The following is a 13,469-nucleotide window of genomic DNA, read 5'->3' as shown; positions in this document are numbered from 1 at the left end:
AAAATAATGGGTTTCAAGCCCCGCCCTTCCAGGGCGGCATTAGGTGTGCTATGACACCTTCGAGACTAAATCGACGCCACCGGATCAGCCGCCGTCGCCAATTCTGTCTCTGGCAATTCCGCGCGTTCGGTGACAATACGCCGAAACTCCTCACCGTCGATTTCCTCTTTCTCGATTAACCGTTCCACCAACAAATCCATAACCACCCGATTCTCCCGCAGAATCCGACAGGCTTCTTCATAACAGCGTTGGGCCAGCGATCGCACATGACGGTCAATTTGCGTGGCCATCTCTTCAGAATGGTCAGAACTCGGCATCAACTCCCGGCCCAAAAACACCTGATTATTGGGACTCTCCAAGGCCACCGGCCCGAGATCCGACATTCCATAGAGGGTCACCATCTCGCGGGCTAAGGTAGACACCACCTTCAGGTCATTTCCTGCACCGATGGTCACTTCCGAGTCTCCAAAGACCACTTGTTCAGCGGCCCGTCCCCCCAGGGTGATGATAATACGGTCAATCAGCCAAGCCCGAGTGTATAAGCCACTGTCGACCATATCTTCGCTGTAGGTTTGTTGGGCAAAGCCGCCCACGCCGCCGGAACGAGGCACGATGGTCACTTTGTTGAGGGGATCTGAGTTTTTCAGCAGCGTCATTAACATGGCATGGCCCACCTCGTGATAGGCGATGATGCGCTTTTTCTTGCTATCGAGGAGGGGTTGTAACTTCAGACCGATGGTGATGCGATCGATAGCATCCTCAACCTCCGACTCGCCAATAGCTTCTTTGCGACGACGGGCCGTAAGAATGGCCGCTTCATTGAGTAAGTTGGCTAAATCTGCCCCAGAAAACCCTGGTGTGCGACGGGCAATTTTCTCTAAGGAGATATCGTTTCCTATTTTCTTATTGCGGGCGTGGACTTCCAAGATTCCCAAACGCCCATTATAGGTCGGCAGACTCACGCTCACTTGACGGTCAAAGCGTCCGGGACGCAAGAGGGCGGAATCGAGAACATCGGGGCGGTTGGTGGCCGCAATCACGATCACGCCGCTGTTGCCCTCAAAGCCATCCATCTCGGTCAGCAGTTGGTTTAGGGTTTGTTCTCGTTCATCGTTTCCGCCGCCAATGCCGGTTCCCCGCTGGCGGCCGACCGCGTCGATTTCATCGATGAAAATGAGACAGGGGGCATTTTCTTTGGCTTTGCGGAATAGATCTCGCACCCGAGACGCGCCGACTCCGACAAACATCTCGACAAATTCTGAGCCGGAAATACTAAAAAAGGGAACTCCTGCTTCTCCTGAAATTGCTCGCGCTAAGAGGGTTTTCCCGGTTCCTGGGGCGCCGACTAATAACAAGCCTCGGGGAATGCGTGCGCCGATGGCGCTGAATTTTTCGGGTTGTTTGAGGAAGGTCACCACTTCTTGGAGTTCTTCTTTGGCTTCCTCAATCCCGGCGACATCATCGAAGACCACGCCGGTTTTGGATTCCATGTGGAAGCGAGCGCGGGATTTGCCGAAACTGAGGGCGTTATTTCCTGATTGACTTGAACGGCGGATGATGAGCATTAAGCCGCCAATCAGGAGGACGATAATCATCAGTTGCACCAGCATCCCAGCGGCGGCGCTACTGTCTGGGGTGGGGTTGATTTCGACTTCAATGTCGGGGTTGTTGCGCAGTAGCCGCATCAGATCGGGGTTGTCTTCAAAAACCTGAACTTCTTGGGGTTCGTCTTCTCCTGGGAGGGTGACGAGGGCGGTTTGCAGGGCAGGATCGAGTTCAATGCGCTCAACTTGGCCGCTACGGACTCGTTCGATAAATTCGCTATAGGATAACTCACGGCTTTCGTCTTGGGCGACAACTGGACTTGCAATCACGGCTTGAACGACGGCCCAGGTGGCGGCGATCGCGGCCATACGGGTGAGAGGACGTTTGGGCGCTGGGATAGAGTCGGTATGACGCTGAAAAGCCGAGCGAAGCCGAGCGAAGGTCCGTTGACGAGTCATAGTTGGCGAGTCTTGGTGAGTAAAATGCTACGTTTAGTCTAGCTTATTTGAACTGTGGTGGGGGTTCGGGCGCGGGCGATCGCCTGGCTATTAAGAACGGGGGCCAGAACAGGGGCTAGAAAATCGGGAACCCCAAGACTCAACTAAGGGTTGGTCTTGAGGTTTTCCTCGCTGACTGGCATTGTGAGACTGGCATTGTGATTTCACAGCCGTTCGAGGGTTTTATTTGAGTTTGGCGAGTTTTTTGTCGCGCTGTTTTTGCTTTTTCTTCTCCCGTTTGGCTTTTTCTTTGCGTTCTTGTTCTAACCGTTTGGCTTCTAAGTCCGCTTTACGATGAGCTTCTTCTTTTTTCTCTAGGTAGTAGTCATAGTTGCCGTTAAACATCAATAGTTCACCGTTGTGAACTTCGACAATTTTGTTGGCAACTTGTGAGATGAAGTAGCGATCGTGCGACACAATCAAGACGGTTCCGTCGTAATCGAGTAGGGCATTTTCCAACATCTCTTTGGCTGGAATATCCAGGTGATTGGTTGGCTCGTCAAGAACCATTAAATTGACGGGACGCAACAGCATTTTGGCGAGAGCGAGACGGGCTTTCTCCCCTCCACTGAGGGCTGAGACGGGTTTGAATACGGTTTCGCCACTAAAGAGAAATTGTCCGAGGAGGGTGCGGACTTCTTCGTTTTTCCAGGTGGGAACTTCGTCATGAATAATGTCAATGACTTTACGATTCAAGTCGAGGGCTTCGGCTTGGTTTTGTTCAAAATAACCGGGGATAACATTATGTTTACCCAGGGTAACCTGGCCATCGATGGGGTGTTCCATGCCCATGATCAGCCGCAGCAGGGTGGATTTACCGGAGCCGTTGGGTCCGAGGAAGGCGATGCGATCGCCCCGTTCAATTTCTAGGTTCGCACCGAGAAACAGCAGATCTTCGCCATCGTAGCTATAGCTTAAATCCTCAATGGTGACCACGTCGCGTCCACTGCGAGGGGCTTCGGGAAACTTGAATTTGAGGGTTTTAACTTTGCCGACGGGGGCATCGATTCGCTCGACTTTATCGAGTTGTTTTTCGCGACTTTTGGCTTGAGTACTGCGGGTGGCACTGGCCCGGAACCGTTCGATGTAGGCTTGTTGTTTCTCGATCTCTTTCTGTTGACGCTCGTAGGTCGATTGCAGGGTGTTTAGGTTCTCGAACTTCTGTTCGAGATAGGCGCTGTAGTTGCCGAGATAGGTGTTGGAGACGCCACGCTCGGTTTCGACGATCTGGGTGCAAAGGCGATCGAGGAATTGGCGGTCATGGGAGACAATCACCATGGGGGTGTTAATGCCTTTGAGATAGGTCTCTAGCCATTCGATGGTTTCGAGATCGAGGTGGTTTGTCGGTTCGTCAAGCAGGAGCAGATCGGGGTCTTGTAGTAGGATTTTCCCTAAACTCATCCGCATTTGCCAGCCGCCGCTAAAGTCGCTGACGAGGCGATCGCCGTCGCTGGGATCGAAGCCGACTTCGGGGAGGATTTTCTCGATTTGGGCTTCGAGGCTATAGCCATCGAGGCCTTCAAATTGCCGTTGTAGGCGATCGAGGTCATGAATGAGTTGTTCGAGTTCGTCGGGATCGGCGCTTCCCATGGCCTCGGTGACCTGGTTGAGTTCATGTTGAACTCGGTTGGCTTCTTCAAAAACCGTCCAAAATTCGGCGCGGACGGTCCGACTCGGTTCAACTTCAAATTCTTGGGTGAGATAGGCAATTTTGAGGCTGGCGGGACGCACCACTTCACCGGCGGTCGGTTCGATTTCTCCGGCGACAATGCGCAGTTGGGTGGATTTACCGGCGCCGTTGGCCCCTACTAAGCCAATTCGATCGCCGGGTTTGACTTCCCAGGTGACGTTCTTGAGGACTTCAATTCCACCGGGATAAATTTTCTTGATGTTTTCGAGTCGGAGCATAAAAACCTTCGTTACGATCGCAGGGAGGACGAGTCAGACGCTGTGACGCGAGTTGTCTGACATTGACTTAACTGTAACAAACTGTTACCGACATCCCCAAGGGGGGAGTTCAGGGTTATCGATGAGCGTTTAGGGGGGAGGTGGGGCGTCGCTTGGCTGCTGACGGATGGCTCGTTCGGCCCAGAGGCGATCGCTGGTAATCACGAGATCTAGAGCAAAGGCTTCACTAAATTTCTCGCGGAGGCGATCGTACATCAATTGGCGGATGCGATCATGGGCTAAGACTTGTCGGGTTAGCTCGTTGTTGGGAGCAACGATGAGATAAAGCTGAATATAAACCAACTCGCCAAAGCGTCCGACTCGTAGCAGTTCGCTTTCATGGGGAACGAGGCGGATGGGGCGATCGAGGAGCTTACGGACGCGCTGTTGCAGGCGGCGATCGCCTGAACGCTCTAACATCTCCAACCAGCCTTGTTTGGCCCAACGCCAAGGCTCTCGCACGGACAGCCAGACGACGACTAAGACGGCGATCGGATCGACGTAATGCAATACTGACTGTTCTGGGTCTCCGGCCATCACCACCAGTCCAAAGACGGCGGCGATCGCCAATCCCATGGCCCCTTCGACAAACCAATGACGAGCGTCAACGGCTCCTAGGGACAAAGACTGAGCGGGTCGTTGCTGTTGTCCCTGGAGTTGTCGGCCTTGGTAGCTGGCCAGAACCATGCCTCCTAGGGCCACGACCGCCCCGTAAATCAGGGCAAACAGCGCCCGCACCACTCGCCCGCCACTGCCGAGAGCGGCGATCGCTGCCAGTCCGGCAAATCCATAAATCACCAGAGACACGGCCCCCCGCAATACCTCTAATAAGGGTTCGAGGGCGGCATCAGCAAAGGGCAACCGTTCAGGATCGGGCTGGGCCAAACGACGGTTCACCTGTCGGGCCATCAGGGCAATCAGGCCATTGAGTGCTGATAACACGCCATCGAGAAGGATAACGTGCGATCGCGTCAGCAGACCAAAAACAACCCCCAACCCAGCTAAAGCGAAGTTGCCCCAAATTGCCACGCGCAAAATTTGTTCAGCGGGACGTTGAGCCAGATCGGAGTCAGCAGAAGACATCATATCGACCTCATCGGTTCGACAAAGAAAGACAGAACAGACAGGACATTATAAACTATCCTAACCTTTATATCGTAAACGTTTTGGCATTTATGACCGTCCTTTTTTAACTGTCTATTATGGTCATCCTCTCCTGAGCAGTCCCAGCTAACTATCCAAGCTAACTACTATTGTCCTGAATCTTAACGGGAGCCTCAAACTTATAGCCAACACCGCGCACCGTTTGAATCATCGAGGGTTGATTGGAATCCCCTTCAATTTTGCGGCGGATTTGCCCAATATGGACATCAACCACCCGCTGATCTCCGACATAATCGTAATCCCAAACCTCCTGTAACAATTCCGAACGCCGCCACACCCGACCGGGGTTGCGGGCCAAGAAATGTAGCAAATCAAACTCCAGGGCCGTCAGAAGAATGGGATCATTGCCCAAGGTCACCTCACGGCTGCCGGGATCAATCAACAAATCTCCCAAAACAATCCCGTTTTGAGGCGTGGGCGCGACACTACGCTGTCGTTTTAACACCGCTGCCACCCTCGCCCCTAACTCAGCTAGGCTGAAGGGTTTGGTTAGATAATCATCTGCCCCTTTCTCGAATCCACGAACAACATCATCTTCATCACTGCGACTCGTCAGCATCATAATATAGACCCCCGTGCGTCTTTGCATTTCCTGACAGAGCTGATAGCCTGTCGTGTCGGGCAAATTCACATCGAGAATGACTAAGTTCGGGTTGAGCCGTTCAAAGAGGGCAAGGGCAGTTTTGCCATCCTCGGCGGCTTCCACGACATAGTCTTCCTGCTTACTTAAGAAGCGGTGGATTAAATTCCGAACTGCGATATCGTCATCAACGACCAGAATTTTGGCGGGAGCCATGACCACACTTGCTTGTCTTAAACCTGAATCAAACCAATTGTACGGGAGTTCGGGCGAGTCATGGAAAATATCGCCAATGACACCACACCGAAGACGGTACGACAACCTGATTAACTCTATTATCGGACGAATTGAGGCAAACGCACAACTAAAGACCCTTAATTTGGGAAGTTTTCTGGCTTAAAGCCTGCTGAATTGAGGGAGCGCCGAGTAAAAGCCGCAACGCCAACTTCCCCATAGATGACTAACATGATATAGCACATTCAAGCTGAATCAAGGGATGTCCAATTCTCAACTCAATCTCAACTTCGGTGACGGGTCCGTTTCCCTGAGCTTTTCCAAGGAGGCCGCCCAGGATTTACAAGGAGCCTTACGGGAGTTGCTCGGGCGACTCAAAGCCGTGGCGACGAACCCGGCTGGGGGGTCCCAGCGGCCAACACCGCAAAAGCCCATGGAGTACCGGCATCAAGGGCCGGTCTTTCTTGAAGTTTTCTGTAATCCCAATATTTGGGCCAGTCCCTTCGCGGCCAAAATCCTGCTGACGGTCCGAGATGAGCGGATTCGCTTAACCACGGAGGTGGATTTGACCCAAGTCCTCGAAGATCTCGAACAGTATTTGCAACAGTTCGACGACTAGCGAGAGCGCAAAACTGATGCGACGCGATCACCAGGACATGAACGAGGGGCAATGGAAGGGAGGGGGATTCCGGACAATTCCCCTCGTTTTTTTTCTGGTCTTTTGACGCAACCTGGGTATAATAAGTTTTGTGCTGGTGTAGCTCAGTGGTAGAGCAGCTGATTTGTAATCAGCCGGTCGCAAGTTCAAATCTTGTCACCAGCTTTTTGGTCAATTAACGGTTCGACCTGTCCAGGGCTGCCCCAGAGGACGGTTTCGTGCTTGTAGATAGCCATGCCCGGTTTGGCCCCTTTGGGCTTATAGACATATTTGGGCTGGGCATAGACCACCGGGGCCGCGTCACTATCGCGGGCGCGACTGTAGTAGGCGGCAATGTTGGCGGCAAATTGCAGGTCTTGGGCGTCAGGTTGGCTGCCGGGGGGAACCCTTAGCAAGACGTGACTGCCGGGGATTTCTTGGGTATGAAACCAGAGATCGTAGTCGTTGGCCAGGCGGAAGGAGAGTTGGTCGTTCTGGCGGTTGTTGCGACCGACGAGGAGATCTAAGCCGCTGGGGGTCTGGAAGTGATGGAAGGGATCGGGGTTGTTGCTTCGTTGCGGACGGTATTGGGGTGAGGCGAGATAGTCTTGTTCGACGAGTTCGTCGCGGATGTCTTCGAGGGCGCTGAGGTCGTCGGGCTGTTGATAGCGATCGAGTTGGTCGAGGGCGGCTTCGACTTGTTGCAGGTAGCTTATTTCTGCTTCTGTGGCGCTTAGGAGGGGCTGAACGGCTTGTTTGGCTCGTTTGAGTTTTTGATGCCGTTTATAGAGCGCCTGGGCGTTGCTGACGGCATTTTTTTCGGGGTCTAGGGGGATGGTGATGGGGTCGCCGGTTTCAAAGTCGGCGAGGGTGATTTCTCTGAGGCCTGGGGTCCAGTCTTGGAGATGGGCCATGAGTAAATCGGCTTGTTGGCGCTGTTGGTCGGCGTCGTGGGACTGTTGGAGTTTGTCGAGGAAGGTTTGGCGCTTGGTGTTGAGCTTCTTTAGGGTTTGGCTGAGTTTTTGGCTGAGTTGATGTCGCAGTTGTTGGAAGAGTTGTTGGTTGAGGCGATCGCGGTAGTAGCGATCGATGAGTTGCTGAATGTCGGCGACGGGGGTATGGGCATCCCAACCGAGGACGCTGTAGCCGGTATCGGTCCAGCCCGGTTGAAAGGTCTGGTTTTCTAAGATTTTCAGCCATTCTTGCCAACTCTCAAAGAGGCGTTGCCAATCGGCGTCGCTGAGTTGGTGGGTGGAGGTGTCGGGGTCGAGGTTGGCCCGGGCGCACAGCGATCGCACCAGGGCGGAACTCAGCCCACGATAGGGGGCCAGCAGGTTGCGCCGCAGGGAGTTGGGAATCAGGCTAATCCGCTCTCGCCAACGTTCAAAGGATTCGTCGAGTCGGGGGGTGGCCCCGGTCATGGCTGGGGGCGGTTCGTAGGGTTGTCCGGTGAGAATTGGCCGCAGGCGCGATTGTTGGGCGCTGACTTGATGGGCGGCGGTGATGATGAGGTTCTCGGCGTTGGTGAGGATGACGTTGCTATATTTGCCCATGATTTCGACGTAGAGATGTCCGGTGAGGGGATCTCCGGGACGGCGGGCAAATTGGAAGTCGAGGACCCGTTCCCAGGGGGAGATGGGGGTAACGTCAACCAGGGCTAGGCCCTTGAGTTGGTGGCGCAGTTGGTCGCTGAAGGTGAAGGTGTCGGGAACTTTGGGGGGTGGGCTAGTTAGACATAGATGGGCGGCTTGGGGATGCCAAGATAGCCGCAGCCAGCCGCGACGGTCGAGGGTGCGTAGGGCTAGGGCCAGTTGGGTGCGATCGCTTTGAATGACTTGTTCAAGACGAGCGGGAAGCCAAGATGTCCGGAAATCGGCATAAATGGCGCAAAGTGTGGTGAAATCGACGGGTTGCACAGGACGGGTGAGGGGCTGAAATCTTTATAGGAACTTGAATTGAGCCGATGGCGTTGGGGGAGATGACCTCGGCTGAGGAGGGGTGCGATTTTTCTGGGATTTGCGCCACCTCAGCCAAAATTTTGGATTCTATCTACCATGAGAGTTAGATACTGTCGTTACTACCCTCCTCACACGAGATAGCCAAGGATTAATCATGGATATTCAGCTTATTAACATCGGCTTTGGCAATATCGTTTCGGCGAATCGCGTTGTTGCCATCGTTAGCCCCGAGTCGGCTCCCATTAAGCGTATCATTATCGATGCCAGAGAGCGGGGTCAGTTGGTGGATGCCACCTATGGCCGGCGAACTCGTGCGGTGATTGTGACGGATTCGAGTCATGTGATTCTCTCGGCGATCCAACCCGAAACCGTTGCCAACCGCTTTGTTTTCAATAAAGATGGTAAGGAGGCTCACACGTAACAGCCTGGCGCTGTAGGTATTGACCCCACAGCTACGTAATTTAAGATCGACCATTCTCGAAGGAATGGCCGCGACGACATCATGACCGTTGGAAAATTAATTGTACTGACTGGTCCGAGTGGGGTTGGTAAGGGGACGTTATTGCGATCGCTGCGCCAACGCCACCCGGAACTTTATTTGTCGATTTCGGCGACGACTCGTACTCCCCGTCCGGGAGAGGTCGATGGGGTGGATTATTATTTTCTCAGTCGGTCTGAGTTTGAGGAGAAGATTGCCCAGGATGCGTTTGTTGAATGGGCTGAGTTTGCCGGAAATTATTATGGAACCCCACGCCAATCCTTGGAAACTCAGATGGCGCAGGGTCATTGGGTGATTTTAGAGATTGAAGTTGAAGGCGCCCGCCAAGTGCGTCGGACGTTCCCCGAGGCGTTGTTGGTGTTTGTTCGTCCTCCTTCGTTTGCGGAGTTGGAACGGCGGCTGCGGGGGCGCGATCGCGATTCGGAGGACGCGATTCAGCGACGACTTGAACGGGCGAAAGAGGAACTTCAAGCGGCCGACGAGTTCGATGTACAGGTGACTAATGCAGTCGTTGAAGAGGCGATTCGGGAGCTTGAAGCGGCGGTCTTTGCCTAGCTAAGCGGATGAGTGAAGACTTGAGGAAGACTAGATAGAAGAGCGATTAGGAGAAGGCGCTGATGTCGCTACCGCAGGTATCTACGAGGTAGCAGAGGGCGCGGAAGCGTAACTCAACGAAGCGATCGTAGAGGGGGTTGAGTTTACACATGGGGGGAATATGGAACAGGTGATGTCCCCAGAGGCTGATGTCTCGTTCAAAGGGACATTGGGCGGGAATCAAGCGCACGATCGCCTCAGCGACTTGTGGGCTGTTGATTTCGAGGGATGCAAGCCAGCCATCGATGGGAGCAAGCAATCGGTTCACAATACGAAGCATGGCATTCTCTACCAAAGTATCAAAGGGCGACATGGAACAGGAGGCGATCGCCCTTGGGCATTTTATCCTCCTAATTCCACCCTACGAGATTAGACCATAGATTCCGTAAAGAAACCATATTAAATTCGATATTTTTTGTAAAGGTTAGGTAAAGTCCGAGAATCAAGGCTCGCTTTGGTATCTTTAACTACTAATTTTCTCAATAGTTCTCAATAGGGGGAGATTTAGCCAATCGATCTTTCACTCAACATCTCCCTATAAATGGGTCTTCTGGATCTACGGTGGGATTTGTTACATAACATACAAAATTGTAGGGGAACCCACCCCTAGCCCCTCCCAGGAGGGGATTTTTCGCCCCTACAGTAACGGGTGTAATCTGCCATAAATTTTCCTTATCACCCTAAACCCAGAAGACCCCTATAAATTCTCCCGCTGAACCCCTATCATTGACCCTAACTGGGTCAGATCACAAGGGTTTCAACGGGAGTCATGGAGTTCACCAAGAGAAATGAAACGATGGCCAGTTGCAACCTACCACTTCAATAAGTTGAACTGCTCCATATCGATGGTGTCGCGATTGCGGTAAATGGCCAGGACAATGGCTAACCCAACAGCGGCTTCAGCGGCGGCGATCGTGATCACAAACACTGAAAAAACTTGTCCTTTGGCATCCGCATCCAAGTAATTGGAAAATGCCATTAGATTCAAGTTAACTGCATTTAAGAGCAGTTCAATGGACATTAACACGCGCACAGCATTACGGCTATTAATCAGCCCATAAATACCGATACAAAACAAGGCTGCGGCTAAGAGTAAGAAATATTCAAGTTGTAGTTCCATAAAGCGCTCACAAGGCTCTCAAACGGTATGCAAAACTTTGGAAATTGATGCTCACGAATCAGAATCATCAGGGGATTCACCAATCGCACCAACCGGTTCTCGCGGCCGTTCTGGTAGAGTAAACACAAACTCCTGCTCGGAATCCAAATCAGGGATAAACTCACGGCGAGCCAAGATAATCGCCCCAACCATTGCGATGAGCAATAGCACCGAGACTAACTCAAAGGGCAACAAGAAATCACTAAAAAAGTGTTGTCCGAGACGCAGCGCCGTACTTGGGATCGGTTCAATGGTCTCTAAGACCGCCCAAGAGGTGGATTGAATCATCGTACCGAGTAGCGCAAACAGACCCACACAGACCAAAGCGGTGGCTCCTTTACGGAACCAAGGATTCTTCATTGGCTTAAAGATCTCGTTTTTATTCACCAACATAATGGCGAAGATAATCAGCACGTTCACCGCACCGACATAGACGAGGATCTGAGCGGCGGCGACAAAATCTGCATTCAGCAGCAGATACAGGCCCGCCATACTGACAAAAACCCCGCCCAGGAGGAAGGCCGAATAGACGATATTTTCCAGTAAGACCACGCCCAAAGCAGCAGCGATGGTCGTCGCGACTAAAATTCCAAATGAGACGATTTGAACGCCTTCAGCTAAATTCACAGCTTTTTCCTTTATTTCCTTACAGGCTTAGCAATGGTATCGCCGGAAGGGCTGAGGGGCGAGGTCATCCCGCCCAACAGGGTATCCAACCGTCGATGGGGGTGCGATCGCGGGGTCGGATCAGTTGTTCTCGGACTCAGCGCTGGCTGTTTCCCGCTCAGCCTTTTCCGCCTCGATGTCTTCGAGGATGTCTTCAGGACGACGGCCCGCACGTTGAGATCCTTTCGGTAAATCGTGGGGATCGGTGACACCCTTGGGTAAGTATGCCAGTTCTCGCATCGGTTGTACCATCGGATCGAGAGTCACTTTTTCAGGTAACCGCCCGAGGGCCACGCTGTCGTAGTTGAGTTCGTGGCGATCGTAGGCACTGAGTTCGTACTCTTCGGTCATGGACAAACAGTTGGTGGGACAGTATTCGACACAGTTCCCGCAGAAGATGCAAACCCCAAAGTCAATGCTGTAGTGGTTGAGTTTCTTTTTCTTTTGTTCTTTGTTGAACTCCCAGTCCACAACCGGCAGGTTAATCGGGCAAACCCGCACACAGACTTCACAGGAAATGCACTTATCAAACTCAAAGTGAATCCGACCTCGATAGCGTTCCGAGGGGATCAGTTTTTCATACGGGTACTGGACAGTAACCGGGCGACGACCCATATGGTCGAAGGTCACTGCTAACCCCTGGCCAATGTACTTGGCCGCTTGGAATGAATCTTTGGCGTAGTCGCTTACTTGTTTGAGAAACTTCAGCATGGTGTTCTCTCGTATAATCGTGATCGTTGCGTCCCCAAGGGGCAATTTAGCCGCCAAATGCAACGGGGAAGGCCAGTTTGAGGGCGGCTGTAATCAGCAAGTTGGCCAAGGAGACGGGAAGCAAGAATTTCCAGCCTAGATCGAGGAGTTGGTCAATACGAACCCGAGGGGTTGTCCAACGCAGCAAAACGGCCAGAAAGACGAACAGGTAGGTTTTCATCAAAACCATGGTGATTCCCAAGGAACCGGTGACCACCTGCACGACGGGAGAAAATTCGTTGACTCCAAGCCATTGCGTCAAGGTTTCGACGGGGATGGGGAGACTCCAGCCGCCGAGGTAGAAGACAGAGACGAGGAGGGCGCTAAGAACCAGGTTAACGTAAGACCCTAGGTAAAACAGGGCAAACTTCATGCCCGTGTACTCGGTTTGATAGCCCGCGACGAGTTCTTCTTCAGCTTCAGGAAGGTCAAAGGGAAGACGCTCGGTTTCAGCCAGGGCAGCGACCCAGAAGATAACAAAGCCCACCGGTTGTCGCCATAGGTTCCAACTCAGGATGCCGTACTCGGCTTGTTGGTTCACAATGTCGATGGTACTGAGGCTGTTGGACATCAAGACGATCGCCAACACAGACAACGCCAGAGGGATTTCGTAGCTAATCGACTGAGCCGCAGCACGTAATCCGCCAATGAGGGCATATTTGTTGTTGGAGGAGTACCCAGACATCAGCAAGCCGATGGGGGTAATGCTTGATAGGGCAATCCAGAGGAAAGCACCGATACTGAGGTCAGTAATGACCAGGTTCTGCCCGAAGGGAACGATGAGATAGGACAGAAAGACGGGAATCACAACGATCGCCGGGCCAATGGTGAAGAGCCAGGGATCTGCCCGCGTGGGGATGATGTCTTCTTTGAACAGCAGTTTTAAGCCATCGGCAACGGGTTGTAATGTCCCCAAGGGGCCGGCAAATTCGGGGCCAACCCGCTGTTGAGCGGCGGCGGAGATTTTCCGCTCTAGCCAGACGGTGACTAAGACACCGACGGTGGCTGCCACCAACATCAGTAGCATGGGGACGGGCATCCAGATGACTTTGGCCAGTCCAGACGGGATACCAAAGCCCCCGAGTATCTGGATTACACTACCTTGGAGGTCGATTCCTGATTCCATATCAACGGATAAAATATGAAGATTTCTTACCAATACTGTTTCCATAGTACCGTCAACGGGCGATGGGGGGAAGAAGGGGGGAGGGGGGAGGCAAGAGGCAAGAGGCAAGAGGC

Annotated in this window: 13 protein-coding genes and 1 tRNA gene; 4 read left to right on the top strand and 10 right to left on the bottom strand. The window is 52.8% G+C overall.

Going from position 1 to position 13,469, the window contains the following annotated elements:
* Positions 1 to 65: 65 nt before the first annotated feature.
* From ftsH to R6U67_RS14585, 4 genes are all read right to left on the bottom strand, one after another.
* On the bottom strand, positions 66 to 1,913 hold the full coding sequence (gene ftsH, locus R6U67_RS14600) for an ATP-dependent zinc metalloprotease FtsH (RefSeq protein WP_410253225.1): 1,848 nt from the start codon (positions 1,911 to 1,913) through the stop codon (positions 66 to 68).
* A gap of 312 nt (positions 1,914 to 2,225) precedes the next feature.
* Positions 2,226 to 3,950: an ABC-F family ATP-binding cassette domain-containing protein gene (locus tag R6U67_RS14595; RefSeq protein ID WP_410253223.1), complete on the bottom strand. Its 1,725-nt coding sequence runs from the start codon at positions 3,948 to 3,950 to the stop codon at positions 2,226 to 2,228.
* Between the two features lie 129 nt (positions 3,951 to 4,079).
* Entirely contained in the window at positions 4,080 to 5,075 is a 996-nt protein-coding gene (locus tag R6U67_RS14590; protein WP_410253222.1) for a cation transporter, read from the bottom strand.
* A gap of 157 nt (positions 5,076 to 5,232) precedes the next feature.
* Complete coding sequence (locus R6U67_RS14585) at positions 5,233 to 5,949, bottom strand: response regulator (protein ID WP_410253221.1); 717 nt, start codon at positions 5,947 to 5,949, stop codon at positions 5,233 to 5,235.
* A gap of 280 nt (positions 5,950 to 6,229) precedes the next feature.
* On the opposite strand from R6U67_RS14585, the gene R6U67_RS14580 reads away from it, so the two are divergent.
* Both R6U67_RS14580 and R6U67_RS14575 read left to right on the top strand, forming a co-directional pair.
* Complete coding sequence (locus R6U67_RS14580) at positions 6,230 to 6,586, top strand: hypothetical protein (RefSeq protein WP_410253220.1); 357 nt, start codon at positions 6,230 to 6,232, stop codon at positions 6,584 to 6,586.
* Positions 6,587 to 6,718: 132 nt separating this feature from the next.
* Positions 6,719 to 6,790, top strand: a tRNA-Thr gene (locus R6U67_RS14575).
* Here the strand turns inward: R6U67_RS14575 and R6U67_RS14570 are convergent.
* The gene (locus R6U67_RS14570) at positions 6,772 to 8,520 is read right to left on the bottom strand and encodes an NFACT family protein (RefSeq protein ID WP_410253219.1); all 1,749 of its coding nucleotides are present in this window, start codon (positions 8,518 to 8,520) and stop codon (positions 6,772 to 6,774) included. The genes R6U67_RS14575 and R6U67_RS14570 overlap by 19 nt on opposite strands.
* Positions 8,521 to 8,716: 196 nt before the next feature.
* Here R6U67_RS14570 and remA point away from each other — a divergent pair, with 196 nt between their 5' ends.
* Together remA and gmk are read left to right on the top strand one after the other, a co-directional pair.
* Entirely contained in the window at positions 8,717 to 8,983 is a 267-nt protein-coding gene (remA, locus tag R6U67_RS14565; RefSeq protein WP_068789673.1) for an extracellular matrix/biofilm regulator RemA, read from the top strand.
* A gap of 81 nt (positions 8,984 to 9,064) precedes the next feature.
* Complete coding sequence (gmk, locus tag R6U67_RS14560) at positions 9,065 to 9,616, top strand: guanylate kinase (RefSeq protein WP_410253218.1); 552 nt, start codon at positions 9,065 to 9,067, stop codon at positions 9,614 to 9,616.
* 46 nt (positions 9,617 to 9,662) lie between these two features.
* Here gmk and R6U67_RS14555 read toward each other — a convergent pair whose 3' ends face one another.
* The 5 genes from R6U67_RS14555 to nuoH all read right to left on the bottom strand — a co-directional run bounded on the left by R6U67_RS14555 (position 9,663) and on the right by nuoH (position 13,356).
* Positions 9,663 to 9,935 (bottom strand): Mo-dependent nitrogenase C-terminal domain-containing protein, encoded by a 273-nt coding sequence (locus tag R6U67_RS14555; RefSeq protein ID WP_410253217.1) that lies wholly within the window; start codon positions 9,933 to 9,935, stop codon positions 9,663 to 9,665.
* 531 nt (positions 9,936 to 10,466) lie between these two features.
* Positions 10,467 to 10,775, bottom strand: coding sequence for an NADH-quinone oxidoreductase subunit NuoK (gene nuoK / locus R6U67_RS14550; protein ID WP_068789675.1), 309 nt, complete (start codon positions 10,773 to 10,775; stop codon positions 10,467 to 10,469).
* A 51-nt stretch (positions 10,776 to 10,826) separates the two neighbouring features.
* Complete coding sequence (locus tag R6U67_RS14545) at positions 10,827 to 11,441, bottom strand: NADH-quinone oxidoreductase subunit J (protein ID WP_410253216.1); 615 nt, start codon at positions 11,439 to 11,441, stop codon at positions 10,827 to 10,829.
* Positions 11,442 to 11,561: 120 nt separating this feature from the next.
* Entirely contained in the window at positions 11,562 to 12,188 is a 627-nt protein-coding gene (ndhI, locus tag R6U67_RS14540; RefSeq protein ID WP_410253224.1) for an NAD(P)H-quinone oxidoreductase subunit I, read from the bottom strand.
* Between the two features lie 49 nt (positions 12,189 to 12,237).
* Positions 12,238 to 13,356: an NADH-quinone oxidoreductase subunit NuoH gene (gene nuoH, locus R6U67_RS14535; RefSeq protein ID WP_410253215.1), complete on the bottom strand. Its 1,119-nt coding sequence runs from the start codon at positions 13,354 to 13,356 to the stop codon at positions 12,238 to 12,240.
* Between the last annotated feature and the right edge of the window lie 113 nt (positions 13,357 to 13,469).

The organism is Sodalinema sp. (assembly GCF_046483825.1).
Lineage (GTDB): Bacteria > Cyanobacteriota > Cyanobacteriia > Cyanobacteriales > Geitlerinemataceae > Sodalinema.
The sequence above is the reverse complement of the archived record's forward strand: the minus strand, read 5'-3'. Positions and strand labels throughout refer to the sequence as shown.